Below are 25,769 nucleotides of genomic sequence, written 5' to 3' on the forward strand. Positions count from 1 at the left end.
AAATTGAACGGCATTTCACCAGCCACGCCTAATACTGAGCCTGTGGGCAATTCCGCTGGCGGTGCGCTAATGTCGGCACTACTCCGAGAGGTGGTTAACGTGGCTAAAGATGACAAAAAGAGCAAAGGTGAGACTTCGAAAGCCAGTAAAGAATTGAAAGACAAAAAGTCGTCATCGGCGAAGAAATCGGATGCGGCTTCGACGCTATCGAAGTCCTCCGGCAAGAAAGAAAAGCCCTCTGACAAGAAAGAAAAGAAAAAAGACGCCAAACCCAAGGATTCCGCCAAGAAAGCTGACAGCAAACCGGAGAAGGCGAAGAAATCAGAGAAGGCCGACAAGCCAGCGAAAAAGAAAAAGTGATATCTGCCAGCGCTCTGCGCCCTGCCTTGAGCTCAAGGCAGGGCTACGCTCAGCTTGGTCGCAAGCTCTGATCCTGTGCAGATGCAGGAAAAGTAAAACTGAAGCTTCGGTTGCTCGCCAGCGACCCTGGCTTCTGTCTTTTTTAGTAGCGACCAGCCTGGTCGCTACGATTTTTTATCCATTCACTTCTCCGTCCAGCTCAATCAACTCGCCACCGTCCTTTTCCAACCGCTGCAAAAAACCCTGCGCCTCCAGCAACTGATACGGAAAATACAGCCCCGGCCTCACCGGCGGCTGTCCATTCAGCCCGACCAGTCGCTCCAGCAACATGGCCACGCTGAGCCCGGTCAACGCCGCTGCACCGTCGCGGTGAACCACGGCGTGGCGGGTGCGCAACGCAGATCCCTTGTGATCCGTGCCTTCGATTTCAATCAGTATTTCCGTCGACATCGGCTGGCCCTGGCGCCGGGTCGAGCTGATGCCGCTGGCAAGGTTGAACTCGACGTTCGGGGCGTCGGTGGCGGCGGCGAGGCCGGTGACATCGATCGAGGAAAAGCCGGCGCCCTGCAGGGTCGTGCCGTCGATGGCGCGGAAGCTGACCTTGGCGTCGTCGCCTTCACGCCAGATGAATTCGCCGCCTCTGCGGGTCAGCGCGGCGGGCAGCATTTTGTTCAGATGCTCGAAATCGGCGGCTACGGTCGGGCCGCCGCCGTCCTGTTCGTCGACCAGTGCATGAATGCGGATGTCGTGCACGCGGGCGAATGCCTTGGCGATGTGCAGCGTCGCTACCGTGGTGGCGCCGACCATCCATTCGTAGCCGAGGACAATGGGCGACGCGTCAGGCGTGTGCATGAAACTGGCGATTTGCGGGGCGATTTCGAACACGCCGGAAGAGATGCTTAGGTGCGGCACCTTGCGCTTTTGCGCAAAGCGCAGCCCGGCGAGGGCGTGGTCCATGTAGAACAGGACGATGGCGCTGACCGGGCGATCACCCAGCCCCAGATCATCTGCGCGAGCATCGATGACCACACCCTGGGCATTGCCGATTTGCTCGGCGGTTTGCTCAGCCTTGGCGAGGTCGCGCCCGCCGATCAGCAAGGGTACGTCGGGATGCGCTGCGCGCAATGCGCGAGCCGTCTGGTGGCCAATGGCGCCGGAACCGCCCATGAACAGAATGGGATGAAGTGGCATGAATCCTCCTCATTTTTCCTGGATTGAAACGTGCGTGGATTAGAAATTTCAGGCCGCCTGCCGTCGTCGGGTTCAGCCCACCAGATGAAGAAACTGCATGTGCCGCTCGTATTGATCGAGGATATCTCCGATCACCTCTTCGCGTGACCAGCCCATGATGTCCTTGTCTTGCCCACCTTCTCGCAAATGCACTTCGGCCCTGAAGTACTTGCGATCCTCATCCTGTGTGTCACCCATGACAAAGCTCGGCATCGCGTAGGGGTGAGGGCGCACTTCATAGATGAACTGCGGATTGTCCGCACCGCCGACGCTGAGTCGGACACTGCTGTCTTCCAGGTCTTCGACATTGCACACGTAGCCCTGCTTTCGCCATTCCTCAGCCACCGACAGACAAGCCGGTTTCGCCGTCTCGGTAATGAAGCGAAGCACATGTGAACGCCGCGGGAACATGGCCATTGTCCGCAACCTGCGTTGCCAGCTCCCCGGGCTGCGGCTGACGCCGGGCGACATTGACTGATAACGCAGTCCGCGTTTGGTCGCATCGAGTTTCAAGGCCTTGAGTAGACCTCGCATGCTGAAAAGCAGGGTGATTGTGAAGGGCAATGCGCTGGCAATGGTCGCGGTCTGCAAAGCCTTGAGACCATCTGCCAGAAGCAGAGCAATGGCAACCAGGCCCATGCTCGACGCCCAGAACACGCGCTGCCATACCGGCGTGCTTGCCGATCCGCCCGAAGCGAGCATGTCGACCACCATCGCACCGGAGTCTGCCGAGGTGACGAAGAACACCACGACCATTACCACGGCGACCAGCGAGATCACGCCGGAAAACGGGAAATGCTGAAGGAACGCAAAGAGCGCGAGGGAAGTGTCCTTATCAATGGCTGCGCCCAGGTCAGTGATGCCTTCGGTGAGAATCATATGAATGGCAGTGTTACCGAACACGGTCATCCACAACAGAGTGAAAGCTGCGGGAACGAGCAACACACCCATGACGAATTCACGGATGGTGCGGCCTCGGGAAATGCGTGCGATGAAAAGTCCGACAAAGGGCGACCAGGCCAGCCACCAACCCCAGTAGAACAATGTCCAACCGCCGATCCAGTCGGTAGGTTGGTAGGCATATAGGTTTAGCGTTCTGCTGACGATTTCGGTGAGATAGCCACCGGTGTTCTGCACGAAAGTCTGCAGGATCAGCACCGTAGGCCCGAGGACGATAACCATCAACAACAGCAGCACCGCCAATCCGAGATTGAGTTCCGAGAGGCGGCGCACGCCTTTGTCCAGACCGGTGACAACCGAAACAGTGGCGAGCCCGGTTGTGACGACGATCAAGATGATCTGCACGGTGGTGTTGATCGGGACGCCGAACAACGCGTTGAGACCTGTGTTGATTTGCGCAACACCGAAGCCCAGGGACGTCGCGACCCCGAGCACCGTGCCGATGATGGCGAAGATGTCGACGGCATGGCCTATCGGCCCGTAGATACGATCTCCGATCAACGGGTACAGCGCTGATCTGAGCGTGAGCGGCAGCCCGTGACGATAACTGAAATAGGCAAGGATCATCGCCACGATGGCGTAGATCGCCCAGGCATGCAGGCCCCAATGGAAGAAGGTGATCTTCATTGCTTCCCGTGCAGCCTCGACGGTGTTGCCGTCGCCGACTGGCGGGTTGAGAAAATGCATGACCGGTTCAGCCACGCCAAAGAACATCAGGCCGATCCCCATACCGGCCGAGAACAGCATCGCGAACCAGGTTGTGCTGCTGTAATCGGGGCTGCTGTGGTCGGGACCGAGTTTTATATCGCCGTATCGGCTGATACCGAGAAACACAACGGTCCCAAGGATGATCGCTACAGCAAGAATGTAGAACCAGCTGACATTGGTGATGATCCAGCTTTGAACCTCGGCAAACACCAACTGAGCGTTGGCCTGGAAAACACTGGCATAGATGACCAGCAATAGCAGGATGATCCCCGATGTATAAAAAACCGGTGGGTTGAGTGTAGGCGTGGCTTTTGGGTCGGCCTTGTCTGTCATATGAATCTCCTCAGGACGATCTCAGCGAATCGTGTCCCTCTGTACGCTGATGCAGGGCGTTGCAGATGACTCTGCACATCAGTGGTCGTTCCGTTCAGAGGTGATATCAAAATAGACGCTCGCAGCGCTTCCATTTCGGATCCTGGATCCAATGATTGACTCACTATATCGCTCGCCGACAAGCGGTAGGCTGAGCCTATTGCTAAAAGTGATGGCGCAATGACATATTGCAGCACCTTTCCTCACCTCAAGATGTACCGAAAATGCGCCCCCTCAAGTCACTTGTTGCAGCGTCGTTGCTGCTCAGCGGGTGCAATGGAATGCCAGTCGCTTTTGTTCAGGATCCTGTTTTAGACCAAGCCTTCGTCGTCCACTCCGGTGCACCTTTGCCTTACCTGCTGATGGGTTCGGCTGTGCAATGGAATGAGGATTTCGCCGTGACGGTGAAGCACATTCCTTACTTGTCGGGCACGGTTTTCCAGGGGCAGGCAGACGTGCAGTTCTTCCGTCACAAGGCCAGTAGCGTGCCGGCGTGGCGCGGCTACACGCCGGGCGAAGAGCTGACTTCGGTGGGCTTCAATTCGCTGTATATGTCGATCAAGGGCACTGGCGAGGCTTTACCGGCCATGGTTCGCCTCGACGTCAAAGAGGGCAACGTGCTTTACGGCACCCACAATGGCGCACTGGCCAAAGGTATGTCCGGCGGGCCGGTGTTTTCTGCCGATGGCAAAGTGGTCGGCATCAACGTAGCGTTCCTCACCCGTGACGACGTCAGCCGCCTCAAGCGTAAAGACTTGCTCGATCAACCGCGCGTAAGCATCTTTTTGCCGTACGCGGAGATCAATCGCGAGTGGTCGCGCTATCAGGCCAGCATCACTCCAGCGACGCCGCCAGCGACCAAACTGGCCAGCCGCTGATCAGCGTTCGCGCAACGCTTCGCGGGCGCGGTTGAGCGGTTTGATCAGGTAGTCCAGCACGGTTTTTTCGCCGGTACGAATGTCCACCGTGGCGATCATCCCGGGGACGATGGCGAAGCGTTTGCCGGCCTTGTTGCGCAGTTCATCCGAAGCGGTGCGGATGAACACGCGGTAGTAGAAGATTTCCGGTTTGGCTTCGTCCTGGATGGTGTCCGGCGAGATCGTCACCACTTCGCCGTCGAGGCTGCCGTAGATCGAATAGTCGTAAGCGGTGATTTTCACTTTCGCCGCCTGACCTGGGTGAATGAAAGCGATGTCGCGCGGTGAGATGCGCGTCTCGATCAGCAGTTGTTCATCGAGCGGCACGATCTGCATGACCTGGCCGTTGGGCGCAATAACGCCGCCAATCGTGCTGACCTCGATGTCCTTGACGATGCCGCGCACCGGCGAGCGCAGGGTCAGACGCGACAGTGAATCGGTGCGCCCACGGATCACCGCTTCGAGCATTTGCGCTTCGGCGTTGGCTTTGGCCAGGTCTTCGCGGGCGCGGACCATGTAATCGGAGCGGGCTTCGGTGGCCTTCAATTCCAGCTCCGAGCGCTGACGGGTCAGGCGCAGCACTTCAACCCGGCTCGAGGCGCCGATCTTCGCCAGGTTTTCAGTAATCGCCAGTTCGCTGCGCACCAGTTTCAGCGAGCTCTGAATACCGTCGAGGGTTTCCGCCAGACCTTTGCGCCGGGTCTGGTAGAGCTCGGTTTCGGCGCGGATCAGGTCAGGAAACTCCTGCAGCGAGGCGTCAAAAGTCAGGGGCTTTTCGCTGACCTCGGCCTGCAAGCGATTGACGCTGGCCAGCGCTGCACGATACTTGGCCGCGCTTTCGCCGACGTTGGACTGGTTCTTCACCGGGTCCAGTTGCGCGAGGATCTGGCCGCGCTCGACCATAGCGCCTTCGCTGACATTGAGCTGTTCGAGAATGCCGCCCTCCATCGACTGAATCACCTGCTCGCGCGAGCTGGGCACGACTTTGCCGGTGCCGGTCGAGACCTCGACGATTTCAAACCACGCCGCCCAGGCAATGAAGCAGGCGAGCATCAGCGCGCAACCCCAGATCACCTTTGCGCCACCGGCAAGTGCGCGCTCATCGCGGCCGTCGAGGTAGGACATCGGGTCCGGCACGTCGGTCATCATCGGCTTCATACCGCCACTCCTTTGCCCGGTGCGCGCAACCGCGCGAGGGCCGCGTCGCGATGGTCGTCAATGACGATGCGGCCGTTGTCGAGGACGATGATCCGCTCGACCAGTTGCAACACACTGACCCGGTGCGTGGCGACCACCAGCGTTCGACCTTGGGTCCAGGTCGCGAGTTTTTCCAGCAGCAAACGCTCGGTGACGTCATCCAGCGCGGCCGTCGGCTCGTCGAGCAGCAGCACTTGCGGTTGGCGGATCAACAAACGCGACAGCAACAGGCTTTGACGCTGACCTCCGGACAAACCCAGGCCGCCCTCAAGCACCAGGTGATCCATGCCTTTGGGCAGTTGGCGAACAAAGTCCAGGGCACCGGTAACGGTCAGCGCGGCGATGATTTCCTGATCGCTGGCCTGACCGGCACCGAGGGTGATGTTGTCGCGCAGGGTGCCGTGAAACAGTCGCGCCTGTTGCGACAGCAGGCCGACGTCGCGGCGCAGATCGGCCGGATCCAGATGCGCAAGGGCAATGCCGTCCAGGGTGGTTTCACCACTGCTCAGATCCATCGCGCCGCCCAGTGCTTGCAGCAACGTCGACTTGCCGGCGCCGTTGCGGCCGAGTAGAGCGATGCGCTCGCCGGGGCGAATGCTCAGGTCGAGGTTGTTGAGCGCCGGGGTCGCTTCCTCGCTGTAGCGAAAACTGGCCTGACGCAGGCGGTAGTCGCCGCGAATCGCCGGCAGGTGCACGCGCTGGCTGCCTTCGGGATGATCCACCGGCATCTGCATGATCCGGTTCAAGCCTTCGAGCGCAACCTTGGCCTGCTGCCATCGGGTGAGCACGTGGGTCAGTTGCGCCATCGGTCCCATCATCCGCGACGACAGAATCGACGCCGCGACCAGACTGCCGGTGGTCAGGTCGCCGGCAATCACCATCGGCGCGCCGAACACGATGACCACCGCGAACACTCCGCCTTGCACGTTCTGCGTCCACGCCACCAGGCTGTTGGTCAAGGTGCGCAGGCGCAGGCTGCTGTCCGCCGAGGCGGCGTTGTACTGGTTCCACTGTTGCTGGAAACGCTGCTCGGCCTGCAATGCCTTGATGTCGTCCAGGCCCTGAATACTTTCCACCAGCATGGCGTTGCGCAGCGCCGCCTCGCGCATCGACGCATTGGCCAGTCGCGCCAGACGCGGTTGCGCGATGATTCCGGGCAGCAACATGAACACCAGCGCCACCAGTGGAATCAGCACCAGCGGCCCGCCAATCAAATAGAACACCAGCAGGAACAGCAGGAAAAACGGCATGTCCGCCAGTGCCGTGGCGGTGCTGGAGGTGATCAGGTCGCGGATCTGCTCCAGCTCGCGCAGTTGTGAGATGAACGAACCGGTGGATTTCGGCCGCGCCGAATTGCGCAGACGCAAGGCGTGGCCAAAGACCAGATCGGAAACGCGCAAGTCGGCGCGCTTGCCCAGCACATCGGTGATGCGCAGACGCAGAATGCGCATGACGAAGTCGAACAGCAGCGCCAGCATCACCCCGCCGAACAACACGTACAGGGTCGGTAGCGACTCGGCCGGAATCACCCGGTCGTACACCTGCATGGAAAACAGCACCCCGGCCATGCCCAGCAGATTCGCGACCAGTGAGGCGATCATCACTTGGCTGTAGGGCCGCAGATCGGTGAGGACGATGCGCCGGAACCAGTGCTCGTCGTAGGGCTTGATGTAATCGTTGGTGCGCACGTCGGCCACCGGTTGCGTCGGACGCAGAATCACCGTGCGCAGGGCCTGCTCGGTCAGAGCGCCGGCCTCCATGCGACTCTGCAAACCTTGATCACCACTGAAGCAGATGCCCAGCTCGCCGGTCTCGCCAATGCTTTCGAGCACGCCGACCTGACCGTCACGCAGTTGCACCACCAGCGGCGTGCGCCAGCGGCTCAGGCTCTTGTTGTCGAATGCCGCGAATTTCACGCTCAACCCAGCCTGACGCGCCATGTGCCGAACCACTTCTTCGACGCGGCCTTCGCTGTGCACCGAAGCCAGGCGTACGCTTTCCGGCGAGACATCGAGGCGATAGTGGCGGGCGACCTTGAGCACCGCTTCCAGCCACGGCGAATAATCTTCGCGAGCCTCGGCAGCGGCGGGTTCGGGAACAGTGATGCTGGCATTGGTCATGGCAGGATCTCGACATTCTGGATGGCGCTGTGGTCGATGCCGAAGACCCGGCGAATCGCACCGCTGTTGTAGAAGCAGTCGATCTGCAGGCGTTGCAGATCAGCCTGGGTGTTGACCAGATCGAAGCGCGACTGATGGATTTCCTGCTCGGCGTTGAGCAAGTCCAGCAGCGGCCGCGTGCCCAGCTCCAGGTACTGGCGGCCATACAACATGCGCGCCTCGGTGATGCTGGTCTGGCGAAATTCCAGCGAGCGCAGCCGCCGGTTCAGCCCCGAGGTTTGCGCCTGGGCTTCGGCCAGACCCTGGCGCGCTTGCAGCCGGGCGAAGTCTTCGGCCGAGTCCGCTGCGGTCAGCGCATGGCCGGCCGCGCGGCTGCGCGCACTGATAGCGCCGCCCTGATAGATCGGCACTTCGAGGTTGAGGAAGATCCCCACCTGGGTGCGGTCGGCGCGCGAGTTCTGATCGTCGTAGTGGTCATCCAGATATTGATTGACCGAGGGTTGCAGCGACAGGGTCGGGTAGGCTTCGGCTTTGGCCTGGGCCAGTTCGGCCTGGGCCTGCGTGCGTTGCGCGGCGGCCTGGAGGACAGCGGGCAGGGTGTCGGAGATCTGCGAGGCGTCACAGGCCTGAGTCAGCGTCGGCGCGGGCGCGTCGCTGACTCCCGGCGGCGTGCGCCGTCCGAGCAGGCTGGTCAGCGTCGCTTGCCAACGCGCGTATTGCGCCTTGAATTCCTGCAATGTGGCCGTCGCGCCTTCGGCCCGGGACTGCGCCTGGACCATATCGGAACGGGTGCTGGCGCCCATGTCGCTGCGTTGTTTGGCCAGGTCGACGATGCCGCCGATGCCCTGAATCTGCTCACGCGCAACCTCGAGCAGACGCTGATAACGCTGCACTTCGATATAGGCTTTGGCGGTGTCGCGGGCAATGTCGTCGATCGCCAGTAGAATCCCGGCCTGACTGCGCGCCACCCGGGCGCGGGCGGCGTCGACCGAACTGGAAACCTTGCCGAAGTCGTACAGCATCTGCTTAAGGGAAATGTTCACCGACTGGCTGCCGGCATCGCTGCCGTAACCGCTGGTGTAGCCACCCTTGATGCCGCCGGTGACCTGCGGGTAATAGCCGGATTCGGCGACGTTGACCCCTTCGCCTTGCTGGAACAGGGTGCCGATGGCCTCGCCGATCCGTGGGTGCCAGTCCACGGCCAGCCTGACCGCTTGTTCCAGCCCCAACGCGTCCGCATCGGCGGACGCTTTCAGAGCAAGGGCAGGGCGCTGACGGCTTTCATTGCCTGCCGGTTGTTGCAGTTGCGACGGGCTGATGCTGCGCAAGCTGCTGTCGAGATTGTCGTCGGCGCGGACGCCGACGGTGAAAGCGGGGTAGAGGCCGATGGTCAACAGGACCACCGGCCATTTCTGGCGAAAAACTGACTCCACAGACTTCCCTTACTGTTGAGAGACCAACGTTTGATGTCTTGTTTCAAACCACTTGAATGCCGTTCTGCACCCACAAGTGATGGCTCGGATCCTCCTGTGCCGTGTATTGAACATAGTCGATGCCGTCGGCCTGTTGCGTGCCATCAGCGACCCAGCCATCGGTAATGTGCACGCTGTCCTTTTCGTCACCCTTGATCAGCAGGGTGTTGTTGTCCGAAGAGGTAATCGCCAGCAGATCGCTGAGATTCAGTGTCAGCGCAACCGCACTGGAATGGTTGAGGTCGAGGATCTCGACGTTGTGGATTTTGCTCTGCAGATCGCCGAGGTTGATCGATACGTCGCCACCGGCCCAGAGCAGGGTGTCGGTGCCGCTGCCGCCATCGACTGAAGTGAACTGCTGGTCGGCGATGATCAGCGTGTCGTCGCCACCGCCACCTTGCAGGGTCACGGCGCCACCGTGCGAGCCGTCGAGGGTGTCGTTGCCCTCGGTGCCCTGGATCAACTCGCTGCCAGTGGCATGGGCCAGACCGAGGTCATCGCTGGCCAGTGCCGAGAATGCCGTGGTAGCAAAAGCGCCGGCCTTGTTCAGGTCGATGGTCAGTGTCGCGGTATCGACCGTGCCGTTGGGGTGGGTGAGCTGATAGGTAAAGGTGTCTTCCTGGCCGATCACCGCATCGGTCAGCCCGGCCTTGAGCGTGTAGGTGTAGTTGCCGTTGGCCTGAACCACCAATGTCCCGTAGTTGCCGACCAGCGACACGCCGTTGTAACCCGGCGCCACGTAACTGCCGGCGACCAGCACGCTGAGCAAGGTGTAGACCGAGCCCAACACATCGGCGCCGCCACCAGCGGTGTCGGTGAGCAGATTGCCTGACACTGGCGTGTAGCTGCCGACCACGAACTGATTGTTGTAGGTCGCGACGTTGATCAGGCTGGTGTTGACGCTGGTCAGCAGACCGAGGCCGCCCACTGCCACCCGCACTTGATAACTGCCAGCGGTCTGGTCGTCGAACTTGATCCCGTAGTTGCCGCCGCCGAGATTGAGCAGGGCATTGCCGCCGTAGCTTTTCACCAGCACGTACTGGTTGGTCGCCGTGTTGAGTTTGTACAGGCCCACCGTCATCGAACCGAGCAGCGCCAACAGGTTGCTCGAATTGACCACCACGGTCAGATCACTGACGGTGTCCGCCGCGACCACCGTGTTGTAGTTACCACTGCCGCCGCCCAGCAGCACATTGAACGTGCCGAGGGCGGAGTTGGTGGTGACTTCGCGGTTGATCAGGGTGACGTCAGTCGAGGCGATGTCCGCTGTGGCATCCACCACCAATGCCGGGCTGCCAAGGTTGGCGTCATTCCACACTTCGCTGGCTTGCGGGCTGTCGATGCGCACGTACAGATTGGCGGTGTCGCTCAAGCCGTTCGGGTGCACCAGTTGGTAATTGAACACGTCGACTTTGCCGACACTGCCAACACTGCCGTTCGGTTTGTAGCTGTAGTTGCCGTTGGCGTCGATGGTCAGCGTGCCGTACAACCCTTGCACCGTGGTGCCGGCCCCAGCGCTGACCCAGGCGCCGTTCTTGAAGATCTGCAACTGCGCGCCGTTGTCCGGGCCGGTCTGATCGGCCGTGCCATCGACGCCGACGTTGGTGATGACGTTGCCAGTCACCGCTGGCCCGGCAATGCCGTTGAACTGGGTCAGGCTGCTGACATCCAGTTGCAGCTGGGTATTGACCGTGGTCAGCACGCCGATGCCGGTGCTCGAAACCGTCAGTCGATAATCGCCTGACAGCAGGTTACCGATATCGACTCGCACGCCTTGGCCGGCCAAGGCAATCAGGTCAAGCAGGCCGCCGCTGCCGTTGACATCCAGAGTCACCCAGTTGCCGCTGGCATCTTTCACTTGCAGGGTGTAGACCACGCCATCGATCAGCGAGATCAGGCTGCTGGTGGTCAGCGTCAGGGTCGGATCAAGACGCGTGCCGCCGGCCACGGTGAAGGTGAAGGTTTTCGAGAATCCGGCCAGCAGCGTGGTGAACGAGTCGTTGAAGGTCTGCGACGCGGTGACCGGGGCCAGGGTGACGGTGCCGACGGCGAGGTTATCGCTGGCGACCACGGGCGCATTGACGTCGATATCCGGCGCGGTGACGTTGGCGGCGAGCGAGACGTTGCCGCGTGCATCGCTGAGGTTGATGGTGAGTTTTTCGCCGTTGATCTGCGCACTGCTAAGGGTGACGGTAAACACGCCGAGGTTGTTGACTGTGCCGGTGCCCAGAACGCTGCCGTTGGCCGACTTGATGGTGACAGTGGCGCCGGCTTCGCCGGTACCGGTGACGGTCAGGCCATCGGCACCGACCAGCAAAGCCGTGGCTGCGGCTGGAGGCGTGAGGTCTGGCGCCGTCGCGGTCGCCGCTGCCGATACGTTGCCGCTCGGATCGGCCTGGGTGACGCTGAGCACTTGGCTGTTGATCTGCGCCGAGGCCAGTACCACGGAGAAGCTGCCGTTGGCGGCGACGGTCGCGGTGCCAAGCACCACACCGCCGGCGCCACGCACGCTGATGGTTGAGCCGGGCACACCGACGCCAGTGAGCACGGTGCCGCTGCCATTGACGCTGACGCCGGTGGGCACGCCGGGGGCGGTGCTGTCCGGCGCCGTCACGCTGGCATTGGGCGACAGGTTGCCGGCCGGGTCGACCAGACGCACGGTCAACAGCTGCCCGTCCAATTGCGCTGTGTTCAGGTTGAAGCTGAACGTGCCGCCACTGCCCACCGTGGTGGTGCCGAGCAGCGCGCCGCCGGGGCCGTAGACATTGACCGTGGCACCGGCTTCACCTGTACCGCTCAAGGTCAGACCGTTGGCAGCAAGCGTCAAACCGCTGGCCGCGATCGGCGCCTGTACGTCAGGGGCCGTCAGGTTGAATACCGCCGACAGATTGCCCGTCGGGTCGGCCTGTTGCACGTTGAGCTGTTGGCCGTTGAGTTGCGCGCTGGACAGTTGCACGGTAAAGGTGCCGCCAGCATTGACCACGGCGGTGCCGAGGACGGTACCGGCTGCGTTGGTCACGCTGACGGTCGCGCCGGCTTCACCCGTGCCGCTGACGGCCAGGCCGGTGCCGTTCAGGCTCACATTGCTCAGCGGCGCTGGCGCGGTGGTATCGGCGACGCTGAGGTTGGTCGCCGGTGAGATGTTGCCGGCTGCATCACTCTGCGTGACGCTCAGTTGCTGGCCGTTGAGTTGCGCCGATGACAAGGTCACCGAGAACGAGCCATTGCCCGCCACCGTCGCGGTGCCCAGCACCGTGCCACCAGCACCGCGCACGGTAACGGTGGCGCCGGCTTCACCGAGCCCGCCGAGCACCAGGCCGGCACCGCTGAGTACGAGAGCCGTCGGAGCCGCCGGAGGGGTGATGTCTGGCGCGGTTACGTTAAGCCCCGGCGAAGTGTTGAGTGCCGCATCGGTCTGAGTCGCATTGAGCACCTGACCATTGACCTGCGGTGCATTGAGTTGCGCGCTGAAGGTGCCATTGGCGCCGACCGTCGCATTGCCCAGCACCACGCCGCCCGCGCCGGTGATGGTCACCGACGCGCCGACTTCGCCGCGACCGGTAACGACTGTGCCGCTGGCATTGACCGCCAGATCACTGAGTGGCGCCGGCGCCGAGGTGTCACCTGCGGTGATTTCAGTCGGCAGCGAGGCGCCACCCAACGCAGTGTTGGCGGTGACTTCGAGGCTTTGGCCGTTGGTTTGCGCGGGCGTCAGCACCACGCTGAACGTGCCATCCCCGCCGGTGACGCCGGTGCCGATCAGACTGTTGTCAGGCCCATAAACATTAATGGTGGTGCCGATCGCCGCTGTGCCGGTCAGCGTCACGCCGTCGGCTGTCAGCACAAGATTGTCCGGCGCAGCCGGGGCTGGCACTGCCGGAACAGTCAGGTCGGCGTCTGCAGACACGTTGGTCGCGACATCTGTTTGCTTCACGGTCAGCACTTGGCCGGCGGTGATGCCCTGGTCCAGATCGATCAGGAATGTGCCGTTGGCCGCGACCGTGCCGGTGCCGACAACATTGCCCAGCGCATCGGTCACTTCGACACTCGCGCCGGCTTCGCCGCGACCGGCGAGCTGGGTCAGATCACCGCTGATGGTCAGGCCGGTAACGGCATCGGGAGGAGTGATATCAGGTGCCGGGAAGAGGAATGTCGGCGATGAGTTTTGCGCCTCGTCCGTCGCGATCACCGACAACAACTCACCGTTGGCCTGGGCTGGATTCAGCGTAACGGTATAGGTGCCGTCGCCCAGTGCCACCGCTGTGCCGAGCACGGTGCCGGTGGCGGACAGCACAGTCACGGTGCTGCCGGCTTCGGCGGTACCGGCGAGCAGGGTGCCGGCGCCGGTCAGCGATGTGACTGTCGGTGCGATCGGTGCGGTGCTGTCCGGTGCGTCGACCAGTACGGGCTCGGACTCGTTGTTTTGTGCGTCGGCCTGTACGACCGAAAGTGCGCGACCATCGAGTTGCGCAGCCGACAACGTCACGCTGAAACTGCCGTCTGCGGCCACGGTCGCTGTGCCGAGCACCACCGTGCCGTCACGCACGGTGACGATCGCCCCGGGCTCACCGGTACCCGTCACGGTCAAGCCGTCCTGGCTGACATTGAGGTCGGCCACTTCCAGCGGATCAGTGCTGTCGCCTGCCTGTAGGGGCGCGGCTGGCGAAGTGTTCGACGCCAGATCGGTCTGATTGACGCTCAACAGCTCGCCGTTCACTTGCGGCGGGTTGAGAGTCACGCTGAACGAGCCATTGGCGGCCACGGTTGCCGAGCCCAGTACCGTGCCAGTCGCGCTGAGCACGCGCACCGTGGCGCCGGCTTCACCGGTACCGGTCAGCGTCACGCCATCGGGCGTGAGGGCAAGACTGGCAGGCGCGACAGGCACGGTGGTGTCCGGTGCAGTGACCGGCACGATAGGCGAGGGATTGCCCGCCGCATCGCGCTGGATCACCGACAAGGCTTCACCGTTGAGCAGCGGTTGATCCAGAGTCACGCTGAAGCTGCCATCGGCCGCGACGGTGCCGGTGCCGACGATGGTGCCCACCGCGTTAGTGACGATCACTTGCGAGCCAGCCTCGCCGGAACCAGTAATCAGGCTGCCGCTGGCGTCGATATCGACATCGGTCAGCGCGGCAGGAGGCGTGCTGTCAGGCGCGGTCAGGGTGCCGGCAGGCGAGGCATTGCCGGCCGCATCCGCCAACACCACGAACAGCGCTTGGCCATCGGTCTGCGCCGGGGTCACGGTGATCTGGAAACGCCCATCGCTGCCCACCGTACCGGTGCCCAGTTCGGTGCCGTCCGCCGATGTCACGCGGACAATGGCACCGACCTCGCCGGTACCAGTGAGCGTGTCGCCATCGGCATTCAGTTGCAGATCGGCCGGCGTCGCTGGCGGGGTCAGATCCGGTGCGGTGATCGACACCGGCGCGCTGACGTTGCCGGGTGGATCGGCCTGCTGCACGCTGAGGATCTGTTCATTGATCTGCGGCGGATTGAGGGTGACGCTGAAGGTGCCGTCGCCGAGTACCACGCTGGTGCCGAGCAAGGTGCCATTGGCATCGCGCACGGTCACGGTCGCGCCGGGTTCGCCAGTACCTATGACCAACGCGCCGGACGAGTTGATATCGACGTTGTCCAGTGGATCAGGCGGGGTGAAGTCCGGTGTGGTCAGGCTCACCGCAGGCGAGTCGTTGCCCGCCGCGTCGGCCTGCACCACGGTGATGACTTCTGCGTTGGTCAACGCCGGGTTCAGTGGCAGGGTGAAGGTACCGGTCGCGCTGACCACGGCGGTGCCAAGCACGTTGCCGTCGCTGTCGATGACGCGCACCTGCGCGCCCGGTTCGCCGCGCCCGGTCAGGCTTGCGCCGTCGCCGCCGATGCTCAGTTGCGAAACGGCCGCTGGCGGTGTGCTGTCGACCGAAGTGAACGGCGTGGCTGCCGAGGTGTTGCCCGCCGCATCCGTCAGCGACACGGCCAGCGCCTGGCCGTTGGCTTGCGGCGTGGTCAGGGTGATTGCAAATGTGCCGTCGATGCTCACGGTACCGGTCCCGACCAGCGCTCCGGCGGCGTTGTACACGTTGACCGTGGTGCCGGCCTCGCCGGTACCCGACAGCAAGGTGCCGTCAGCGCTTGCCACCAGCGCCGCCGGTGGATTGGGCGCGAGCAGGTCCGGCGCGATCAGGTTGACGCTGTTGGATTCGTTGCCGGCGGTGTCGGCCTGGCTCAGGCTCAGGGTCTGGCCCGAGGTCTGGGCCGGGCTGAGGGAGACGCTGAACGTGCCGTTGGCCGCCACCACGGCGCTGCCGAGAACCACTCCGCCCGTGCCGAGCACGGTCACCGTGGCGCCGGCTTCACCGCGCCCGGTCAGGGCCGTGCCGTTCGGCGCCAGGCTCAGTTCGCTGAGCGGCGTTGGCGCGGCGACATCGGCTGCGGTGTAATCGGTCGGGGAGGAATTGATGCCGGTGCTCGACGTCGCCACGGCAGACAGCTGTTCGCCGTTGAGTTGTGCGGCATTTAGCGTGACGCTGAAAGTGCCATTGGCCGCCACCAGCGCACTGCCGAGCAACACACCCGACGCATTGCGAATACTCACGGTGCTGCCGGCGGTGGCCGAGCCGGTCAGGGTCAGCCCGTCAGCGCTGAGGGCCAGATTGGTCGGTGCGCTTTCCGCAAGATTGCCCGGCGCGGTCACCGGACCTGCCGGCCCGGTATTGCCGGCAGCATCGATCTGCACTACGGAAAGATTCGCTCCAGCCACCGCCGCCGGGGACAACGTGACGCTGAAATTGCCGTTGCTGGCAACGGTGGCGGTACCCAGCAAAACACCACCGGCATCACGCACTTCCACGCTGGCGCCAGCCTCACCGATACCGGTCAGGGTTGCACCGTTGGCGCTGACTGCCAGATCGCTGGCCGCCAACGGCGCGGTGCTGTCGAGGGCATTGACGATAGCCGGTGCAGACGGATTGCCCGCCGCGTCGGTGGCTGTCACGTTGAGTGCCTGGCCGTTGGTTTGCGGGCTGTTGAGGGTAATTTGGAAAGTGCCGTTTGCGGCCGCTGTGGTAGTGCCGAGGATATTGCCCTGGCTGTCGCGCACGGTCACTGTGCTGCCGGCCTCGGCGTTACCGGCCAGTTGCACGCCAGCCGCGTTCAGGGTCAATGCGCTCGGAATCGCCGGCGCGGTCAAATCCACGGCGGTGACTTCCACCGCCGTCGAAACGTTGCCCGGCGGATCCTCCTGAGTGACGGTCAGCACTTCGGCATTCAGTTGTGCTGCGTTGAGGGTGACCGTGAACGCGCCGCCACTGCCGACCTGCGCCGTGCCAAGCAACGTGCCGTCGGCGCTGCGCACGGAAACGGTGGCGCCCGGTTCGCCATGACCAGTGACGGTGACACCGTCAGCATTCACCGCGACTTGGGTCAGCGCTGCCGGCGGGCTGATGTCGGGGGCGTTGACACTGGCCGACGGTGAAACATTGCCGGCAGGGTCGGTCTGGCTGATCGCGAGCGCTTCACCATTGGTCGGCGCTGGCGCCAGGGTCACGCTGAACGAGCCGTCCGCGCCAACTACGGCGCTGCCCAGCAGGGTGCCGTTGGCGGTGGTGACATTGACGGTTGCGCCAGCCTCACCCGTGCCGCTGAGGGTGCTGCCATCGGCGCTGATCAGTGGATTCTGCACGGCGGCCGGCGGGGTGCCGTCGACGGTGATCACGCCAGTGGAAATCGAGGCGTTGCCGTTGGCGTCGGTCAGGGTGACCTGCAGGGTTTCGCCGGTGTTCTGCGCGTTGGGCAAGGTGACCTGGAAGTTACCGCTCTGATCGACCACGCCGGTGGCCAACACGTTACCGGCGGCATCCCGCACGGTTACGGTGCTGCCGGCTTCGCCCTGGCCTTTGACCACGGTGCCGACGTCATTGATCGTAACGCCAGTCGCTGCGGCTGGCGGTTGCAGATCGGTGGCAATGATGCCGGCGGGTTGCGACAGGTTGCCGGCGGCGTCGCTCTGGATCGCGGTAAGCGCCTGGCCATTGAGCTGCGCCGGCGTCAGCGTCAGGCTGAACGTGCCGTTGCTGGCGACCAGTGCAGTACCGAGCACGGTGCCTGTGGCGTCGGTGACACTGACCGTCGCTCCGGCCTCACCGCGTCCAGTGAGTGTCGTGCCGTTGGTATTCAGCGCCAGATCGGTCACCGCGTCCGGCGCCGTGCCATCGACCGCCGTCACCGTGCCTGGAATCGAGACGTCACCGTCGGGACTGGTGGCCGTCACTTGGAGAACTTGCGCGTTGATCTGTTTGCTGCTGAGCAACAGGGTGAACCGGCCGAAGCTGTTGATCAGACCTGAGCCGAGCACCGTGCCGCTGCTGCTGGTCACGGTCACGGTGCAACCGGGCGTGCCGGCGCCGGTCAGGGTGAAACCATCGGCACTCAAGGCCAGATCGGTCGGGGTCGCAACTTGCGTACCGTCCAGACCCGCCAGCGGCACAACGGGCGAATCATTGCCGCCGCCATCCGTGCTGATGACTTCCAGATTGCCGCCAGGCTCGGCCGGTGGATTCAGGGTAACGACGAAGCGGCCGTCCTCATCCGCCGTTGCGGTACCCAGCACGAGACCGCCGCCAGCGATGCTGACGGTGACCGTCGTGCCCGGTTCAGCAAGTCCCGACACTTGCGTGCCGGCCGGGTTGAGCGCGAGATCGCTGACTGGCGCCGGTGGCGTGCTGTCAGGCGCGGTGACATTGCCGGGAAGCGAACTGTTGGTGCCGTCCGACGCCACGACTTGCAAGGCTTCGCCATTGATCTGTGCAGTATCGAGGTTGACCGTGAAGGCGCCCGTGCCGTCAGCGGTTGCGGTGCCGATGACGTTGCCGTTGGCATCCAGCACCTGCACCGTGTTATTGGGCTGCGTGGTGCCGGTGACCGTGGCACCCGCCGGATCGATGAGCACACCGCTCGGTGCAGGTGGGGCGGTGATGTCCGGTGCGGTGACCGGAGTGGCCGGTGAGGGCAGGGCGCTCGCGTCGGTCTGGATCACGCTCAGTACCTGACCGTCGAGCTGAGCAGGACTCAGGTTAACGCTGAAACTGCCGTCGCTGGCGACCACCGTAGTGCCGAGCACCGTGCCGTCCGGTGCGCTGACGGTTACGGTGCTGCCGGCTTGCCCGGTACCGGTCAACGTCACGCCGTTGCTGGCGAGCACGACATTGTCCGGGGCTAGCGGCGCGGTGGTGTCCGTTGCTGTCAGTGGTGTGCTGGGGGAAACGTTCACGCCATCCGATTGGCTGACTTGCAGTTGCTGGCCGTTGAGTTGCGGGCTGTTCAGCGTCACCGTAAATGCACCGCTGCCGTCGACGATCGCGGTGCCCAGCGTGTTACCGGCCGCATCCTTGACCGACACCGTGGCACCGGGTTCGCCTGTGCCACTCAGTTCAGTGCCGCCTGCATTCAGCGACAGATTGGAAGGGGCAGTGGGGGCCTGGATATCCGGTGCTTCAACTGGAACTGCCGGGGAGCCTGAGGGCGAGCCATCGGTCTGCACGACGCTAAGGTTCTGGCCATTGGTCTGTGGCGACGACAGGGTGACTTCGAAACGGCCGTTGCTGCCGACGACGGCGGTGCCCAACACCGCACCACCGGCGTCAGTGACGGTCACGGTCGCGCCGGCCTGACCCGCGCCAGAGACCACGGCGCCATTGGCGGAAATGCTCACATCGGTTACGGCTACCGGTGTGGTCAGATCGGGTGCGACCACGTTGACCGGCGCCGAAGGATTGCCGTCTGCGTCGGTCTGGATCACTTGCAACTGTTGTGCATCGGTCTGTGGTGTTGAAAGGGGGACGGTGAAATTGCCATCGGCACCCACCGTGCCGGTGCCGATGATGTTGCCCGCCGGATCGCGCACAGTGATCGACGCACCCAACTCACCTTTGCCGGTCAGCGTCTGACCCTGACCATCGAGGACGAGGTCGGATACCGCTGCCGGTCCCTGGGTGTCCGGCGTGACGTAGCTCAGCGGCGCAGAGGTGTTGCCAGCGGCGTCACTGGCGCTGATCTGCAGCGTTTCGCCATTGTTCTGCGGACTGCTCAGTTGCAGGCTGAACGTGCCGTCCGCCGCCACCACGGCTGAACCGAGCACATTGCCGTTGGCGTCGCGCACCGTCACGGTCGAACCGGGCTGGCCGCGTCCGCTCAACTGTGTGCCGTCGACGCTTACCGCGATGTCGCTGGGTTGAGTCAGACCATCGAGATCGATGGCGATAACGGTCGCTGCTGGCGAAGGGTTGCCGGCGCCGTCAGTGACCTGCACGCTCAGCACCTGACCATCGATTTGCGCGGCGTTGAGTTGCACGGTGAACGAGCCGTCGGCGCCGATCAAAGCCGTGCCGAGCAGCGTGCCTTGCGCATTGGTGACGCTGACTGTGCTGCCGGGTTCGCCACGGCCGGTGACCGAGAGGCCATCGCTGCTCACGGCCACATCTGTCGCAGCGCCGGGGCCGGTGATGTCCGGGGCATTGAAGGTTGCGCTCGGCGATTGCGCACCGGAACTGTTGACCGCCACGACACTGAATGTTTCGCCGTTGGCCTGCGCACGAATCAGCGTCAGCAGGAAAGTGCCGTCAGCGGCCACCGCCGCGCGCCCGAGCAATTCGCCATTGGCGGCACGCACTTCAATCGTGGTGCCGGCCCGAGCGGTGCCGCTCAGTTGGCTGCCGTCGCTGCTCAAACCGAGATTGGTGGGTGTCGTCGGTTCGACGATCTCCGGCGCGCTGACCGTTGCGCCGGAGGACGTGTTGCCTGCCGCATCGGTGGCATTCACCGTCAGTGGCTGACCGCCGGTTTGCGCAGGGCTGAGGCCGACGCTGAAAGTGCCGTCCGCCGCGACGACGGCGCTGCCGAGCAGGGTGCCATCGGCGGCGCGCACCTGGATGGTCGAGCCGACTTCACCGGTGCCGCCGAGTTGCGTGCCATCGGCGCTTACGCTGAGGTTGCCCGGGGCGGTAGGCGCGGTGGTATCCGGCGCGGTGATCGAGCCCGGTGTCGACACGTTGCCCGCAGGGTCGGTGAGCGTCACGTCGAGCGGCTGGCCATTGTTCTGCGGCGTACCCAGATCGACCTGGAAACTGCCATCGGCGGCAACGGTTCCGGAACCCAAAATGTTGCCGGCTGCATCGCGTACCTGAACGACACTGCCAGCTTCGCCAAAACCACTCAGTACCCGGCCATCGGCCGACAAGGTTAACCCGGTCGCGGGCGCGGGAGGCGTCGCGTCTCCACCGCCGCCACCACCTCCGCCGCCCCCACTTCCGCCGGCAGCGGCTGCCGCACCACCCGCGCCCAACAGGCCAAGCCCGGCAATCGCCCAGGCCGGCGTCGCGCCATCCACCACACCGACGCCAGCGATCAGCTCGTCCAGCGAATTGATTTCGTCAAAGGTAAAGCCGTTGAACGGCTCGGCGCTGTAGCGCGCCTGCCACAGCGTCGCGTCGTCACCCTGAAAGACAATGTCATTGGGCACGCCGTCAGGGCTGGTGACGAAGAAATTGGAGATTTTGATTTGCTCGCCAGACTTCAGATTGACGATCAAATCCTGACCGCTGCGACTGGTCGACGCCAGTTGATCGGGACGGACCGGCATTTGTACAACTGAAGGCTGACTGAGCTGAACATTGCCCCAGTTCTGGGCAGTGAGCTGAGAATTGGCTTTGTCGGCAATGACGATGTTGTCCATTACTACTCCCTGTAAATGGGTGGGCGGACGTCCACGTGTGGTTTTAAAACCATAGATAGGGAGTGTCAGATGGGGCTGCCTGATTTTTGGCGAGCGTCGGGATTGGCAATTTGCCCACGCTTATCTATTTGAAAAATAGCTTTATTTCACACGCTACCGTTTGTCGGGATGTTGGATCCAAGCAATTTTTGGGCGCAACAAAATGTGTCGTTTTCGACATTATCAAAAGTGGCGGTGGAGAAAGTGCGGGCGGACCCGAAGAGGGTGATGGCTAAGCGATATTGAATTTCTCAAAGCTTGAGCCACCCTCCGCATTTGCCTGTCTGCGAAGGTATTAATCAATAAGCGTAAAAGCAGAGGAAGGCTTTGTATAAGAAATCCGGTTTTACCGTTTCAGCTCTTCTTGCCGTCGCCTGGCAGTTAATGCGCTAGCTATCGTTCGTCGAAGTGATCGGACGATATCCAGCGCAGATTGCTCGGTAACACCGCCGGGATACTGATCAAACATATGTGGCGCCCCGGGGTAGACGTGCAGCTCGACGGCAACCCCGGCGCGCGACAGGCGCAGAGCAAATGCGACGTCCTCTTCAAGAAACAGATCCAACGCCCCGACGGCCAGAAACGCCGGTGGCAAGTCACCCAGATCATCCTGCAGGGCCGGGGAGAACCAGCCGAGTTGCTGATCATCCAGCGCGTGGTCAGCGCGCAGGCACCGCCAGCAGAATTGGTTGGTTTGCGCCGGCCAGCCAATCACGCCGGTCGTGCTGTTTTGGTGAGGCGAGGCTGCGCTGCCCGAACGGTAATCGAGCATCGGATAAACCAGCACCTGGCTGGCGATGGAGTATTCGCCGCGATCCCGCGCCGCAATCGCCAGCGCTGCTGCCAGCCCGGCGCCGGCACTGTGGCCCATGACGATTACTTTGGCGGCGTCGATATTCAGCGATTGCTGGTGGGCGCAAACCCAGGCGAGGGCGGTGTAGCAGTCCTCGAGAGGAATGGGGAAGGGGTGTTCAGGCGCGAGACGGTAATCGACAGCGACGATGATCGTCTGAAGTTCTTCGGCGAGGTTAGCCAGATAGTCATCGGCCATTTCGGGACAACCAAGGACGAAGCCCCCACCGTGGATGTACAGGATCACCGCAAAAACACCGTCCGGTGCCGCGCCTGCGGGCCGGTAAAGACACAGGCGCAAATCCTCACCGTCGTGGGCCTTGGTCCACAGGCTTTCACAGCGCGCTTGTTCTGCAGATTTGAACGTCGCGTGAACACGCTCCCTGATCGCGGGCAGCGTTTCCAAAGTCCAGGCTTGTGCGCCGGGGGTTAAAAAGCTTTGGAAGTCGGGATCCAGCAATTCATGTGCTTTCACGTTCTGCCTCCTGTTCTCGAATGAGCGGCGCCTCGGATGGAGGCGCCGCTCATGATGGAGTTACAGCCAGGCCTTGATCTGTGCGCAAACGGCCGGCGTCGAAATCCCATAGCGATCATGCAGCGTCGGCAGGGCGCCGGCGTCGAGGAAGGCGTCGGGCAACGCGATCTGTCTGAAGGTCGGCGTCACGCCATTGCGCAACAACAAACCGGCGACGGCTTCGCCCAGACCGCCGATGATCGAGCTGTTCTCGGCGGTGACCACCAGACGCCCGGATTTGCGTGCTTCGGCGAGAATGGTTTGCTCATCCAGCGGCTTGATGGTCGGCACGTGCAGCACAGCCACATCAATGCCGTCGGCCTGCAATTGCTTGGCCGCTTCCAGCGAACGCATGGTCATCAGCCCGGTGGAGATGATCAGCACGTCGTTGCCCGTGCGCAGGGTCTTGGCCTTGCCGATCTCGAATTGATAGCCGTACTCGTCCAGCACCAACGGCACATTGCCGCGCAGCAAACGCATGTACACCGGGCCTTGGTGAGCAGCGATGGCCGGCACGGCCTGTTCGATTTCCAGCGCATCACACGGGTCGACAATCATCAGATTGGGCATGGCGCGGAAAATAGCGAGGTCATCGGTGGCCTGGTGGCTCGGCCCGTAACCCGTGGTCAGGCCGGGCAGGCCGCAGACGATTTTGACGTTGAGGTTTTCCTCGGCGATGGCCATGCAGATGAAGTCGTAAGCACGGCGCGAGGCGAACACCGCGTAGGTGGTGGCAAACGGCACGAACCCCTCACGCGCCATGCCCGCAGCTGCGCTCATCAGCAGTTGCTCGGCCATGCCCATCTGATAGAAACGCTCCGGGTGCGCCTTGGCGAAAATGTGCAGGTCGGTGTACTTGGACAGGTCAGCCGACAAACCGACGATGTCTGCACGCTGCTCTGCCAGCGCCGCGAGCGCATGGCCGAACGGTGCCGAGCGGGTCGCCTGACCCTCGGAAGCAATCGAGGCAATCATCGCCGAGGTGGTCAGGCGCTTTTTCACCGGCGCGCCAGGAGAAGTCGAAGTCGCAGTATTGGCGGCGTTGCTCATTGGTCTTTTCCTTCTTCAAGGTTGCTCAGTGCCAGGTCCCATTCGTGCTCTTCGACGCGAATGAAGTGGGTCTTTTCCCGGTTCTCAAGAAACGGCACGCCTTTGCCCATTTTTGTGTCGCAGATGATCACGCGCGGTTGCCCGCCGGGGTGATTGCGCGCGGCATCGAATGCAGCGACCAAGGCGTCGAGGTCATTGCCGTCGACGCGCTGGGTGAACCAACCGAAGGCTTGCCAGCGATCGACGATCGGTTCGAACGAAAGAATCTCGCTGGAGTAACCGTCGGCCTGCTGGTTGTTGACGTCGACGATGGCGATCAGGTTGTCGAGCTTCCAGTGCGAAGCCGACATCACCGCTTCCCAGGTCGAGCCTTCATTGAGTTCGCCATCGGACAGCAGGTTGTAGACGAACGAGGTCGAGCCTTTGCGCTTGAGGCCCAGGCAGGCCCCGACCGCGATACCCAGGCCCTGACCTAGCGAGCCGCCGGTGATTTCCATCCCTGGCGTGTAGGCGGCCATACCCGACATCGGCAAGCGGCTGTCATCCGAGCCGTAGGTTTCCAGCTCGTCGAGCGGAATGATCTCGGCTTCGATCAGCGCTGCGTACAGCGCGATGGCGTAGTGGCCGATGGAGAGATAGAAGCGATCGCGCTGCTCCCATTCGGGATCTGTCGGACGATGGTTCATTGCATGAAAGTAAGACACCGCCAGCAGGTCAGCCGCGCCAAGGGCCTGGCCCACATAGCCCTGGCCCTGAACCTGGCCCATGCGCAGTGCATGGCGGCGAATGTTGTGCGCGCGCTGGGTCAGGCTCAGCGATGCAGCGTGTGAAAGATTAGTCGTCATGATGAAACTCCGTTGACTCAACGATTGACCAAAGCGGCAGGAATACGCAGGACCAGGCTGGCGCCGAGGAACAGCACACCGGTGATCAGGTACATGCCGATGGCGCTGGAACCGGTCAGGGTGGTGATCCAGCCGATCAGATAAGGCGAGCAGAACCCGGCGAGGTTGGCGAAGCTGTTGACCGCCGCGATGCCGGCCGCCGCAGACACGCCGCCGAGCAGCGTGGTGGGCAGCATCCAGAACAACGAGGTGGCGGACAGAATGCCGGAAGCGGCCAGACACAGGCTGAGGATCGACAAGGTCGGGTTGCCACCCATCATCGCTGCCAGGCTCAAACCGATCGCACCGGCGATCATCGGCACGATCAGGTGCCAGCGGCGCTCGCGATGTTTGTCGCCACTGCGGCCGACCAGAAGCATGGCGGCGATGGCGCACAGATAGGGCAGGCTGGTCAGGAAACCGATGTGCAATGGGTCGGAAACCCCTGCATTACGCACCAGTGTCGGCAGCCAGAAGGTGATCGCGTATTGGCCCATGACCACACAGAAGTAGATCGCCGCCAGCAGCCACAAGCGCCGGTCGCGGATGAACTCGCCGATCGAGGCGTGGGTGACCTTTTGCTGGTCGTCTTCGGCCAGCTCGCGAGTGATCAGCGCTTTTTCCTCGTCATTGAGCCATGTCGCCTGATGCACGCCGTCCTTCAGATAACTCAGCACCAGCAGGCCGACGATGACCGTGGGCACCGCCTCGAGAACGAACATCCACTGCCAGCCGGCCCAGCCGTGCACGCCGGCAAAGTGGTTCATGATCCAGCCCGAAAGCGGGCCACCGACCATGCCCGACAGCGGAATGGCGATAAACCACAACACGGTCATGCGGGCCCGGCGATAGGACGGAAACCAGTAGGTGAGATAGAGCAGCAGGCCCGGCGCCAGACCGGCTTCGGCGATCCCCAGGAGAAAGCGCAGGGCATAGAACTGCCAAGCGGTTTCGACGAAGGCGAACAGCGCCGAAACGATGCCCCAGGTGATCATGATCCGCGCAATCCACACCCGCGCGCCGACCTTGTGCAGGATGATGTTGCTGGGCACTTCGCAGAGGAAATAGCCGATGAAAAACACCCCCGCGCCCAGTCCGTAGACCGTTTCGCTGAGGGCCAGATCGTTCATCATTTGCAGCTTGGCGAAACCGACGTTTACCCGATCCAGATAAGCGCACAGGTAGCACAGCATCAGGAACGGCATCAGCCGCCAGGCCGTTTTGCGGTAGGCAGAAGAGCGCACGGTCGAAACCGCTTCGAGCGACAGGGTAGTCATGATGGTCTGATCTCTTGTTTTTATTGACCGCCAGGCCATCAGGCCCGGCTCCGTCATCGATCCAGAACCGCACGGGCCACGCAGGCCCGCCC

At 62.8% G+C, this 25,769-nt stretch carries 12 protein-coding genes; 2 read left to right on the forward strand and 10 right to left on the reverse strand.

Annotated elements, in window-relative coordinates; translation table 11 throughout:
• Positions 1–90: 90 nt before the first annotated feature.
• Positions 91–360 (forward strand): hypothetical protein, encoded by a 270-nt coding sequence (locus AB4N53_RS04825; protein WP_460125320.1) that lies wholly within the window; start codon positions 91–93, stop codon positions 358–360.
• A gap of 174 nt (positions 361–534) precedes the next feature.
• Here the strand turns inward: AB4N53_RS04825 and AB4N53_RS04830 are convergent, their stop codons facing one another.
• Positions 535–1,551: an NAD(P)-dependent oxidoreductase gene (locus AB4N53_RS04830; RefSeq protein WP_460118633.1), complete on the reverse strand. Its 1,017-nt coding sequence runs from the start codon at positions 1,549–1,551 to the stop codon at positions 535–537.
• A gap of 72 nt (positions 1,552–1,623) precedes the next feature.
• The gene (betT, locus tag AB4N53_RS04835; RefSeq protein WP_460118635.1) at positions 1,624–3,591 is read right to left on the reverse strand and encodes a choline BCCT transporter BetT; all 1,968 of its coding nucleotides are present in this window, start codon (positions 3,589–3,591) and stop codon (positions 1,624–1,626) included.
• Between the two features lie 320 nt (positions 3,592–3,911).
• Between betT and AB4N53_RS04840 the strand changes: the two genes are divergently transcribed.
• Positions 3,912–4,508 (forward strand): trypsin-like peptidase domain-containing protein, encoded by a 597-nt coding sequence (locus tag AB4N53_RS04840; protein ID WP_460118637.1) that lies wholly within the window; start codon positions 3,912–3,914, stop codon positions 4,506–4,508.
• Here the strand turns inward: AB4N53_RS04840 and AB4N53_RS04845 are convergent, their stop codons facing one another.
• The 8 genes from AB4N53_RS04845 to AB4N53_RS04880 form a co-directional block, all read right to left on the reverse strand.
• Positions 4,509–5,696 carry an HlyD family type I secretion periplasmic adaptor subunit gene (locus tag AB4N53_RS04845; protein WP_460125323.1) on the reverse strand — a complete coding sequence of 396 codons (1,188 nt, stop codon included), beginning with the start codon at positions 5,694–5,696 and terminating at the stop codon, positions 4,509–4,511.
• A 5-nt stretch (positions 5,697–5,701) separates the two neighbouring features.
• Positions 5,702–7,864 carry a type I secretion system permease/ATPase gene (locus AB4N53_RS04850; protein WP_460118639.1) on the reverse strand — a complete coding sequence of 721 codons (2,163 nt, stop codon included), beginning with the start codon at positions 7,862–7,864 and terminating at the stop codon, positions 5,702–5,704.
• Complete coding sequence (locus AB4N53_RS04855; protein ID WP_460118641.1) at positions 7,861–9,297, reverse strand: TolC family outer membrane protein; 1,437 nt, start codon at positions 9,295–9,297, stop codon at positions 7,861–7,863. Before AB4N53_RS04855 ends, AB4N53_RS04850 begins: the two co-directional genes overlap by 4 nt.
• 43 nt (positions 9,298–9,340) lie before the next feature.
• Entirely contained in the window at positions 9,341–21,061 is an 11,721-nt protein-coding gene (locus tag AB4N53_RS04860; RefSeq protein ID WP_460118643.1) for a BapA/Bap/LapF family large adhesin, read from the reverse strand.
• A 385-nt stretch (positions 21,062–21,446) separates the two neighbouring features.
• Entirely contained in the window at positions 21,447–22,427 is a 981-nt protein-coding gene (locus tag AB4N53_RS04865) for an alpha/beta hydrolase (RefSeq protein ID WP_460118645.1), read from the reverse strand.
• A gap of 60 nt (positions 22,428–22,487) precedes the next feature.
• Positions 22,488–23,516, reverse strand: coding sequence for a transketolase family protein (locus tag AB4N53_RS04870; protein WP_460118647.1), 1,029 nt, complete (start codon positions 23,514–23,516; stop codon positions 22,488–22,490).
• Positions 23,513–24,361 carry a transketolase gene (locus tag AB4N53_RS04875; protein WP_460118649.1) on the reverse strand — a complete coding sequence of 283 codons (849 nt, stop codon included), beginning with the start codon at positions 24,359–24,361 and terminating at the stop codon, positions 23,513–23,515. The genes AB4N53_RS04870 and AB4N53_RS04875 overlap by 4 nt, the downstream gene beginning before the upstream one ends.
• A gap of 17 nt (positions 24,362–24,378) precedes the next feature.
• Entirely contained in the window at positions 24,379–25,677 is a 1,299-nt protein-coding gene (locus AB4N53_RS04880) for an MFS transporter (protein ID WP_460118651.1), read from the reverse strand.
• Positions 25,678–25,769 lie beyond the last annotated feature (92 nt).

This window comes from Pseudomonas sp. H3_E04, from assembly GCF_054668915.1.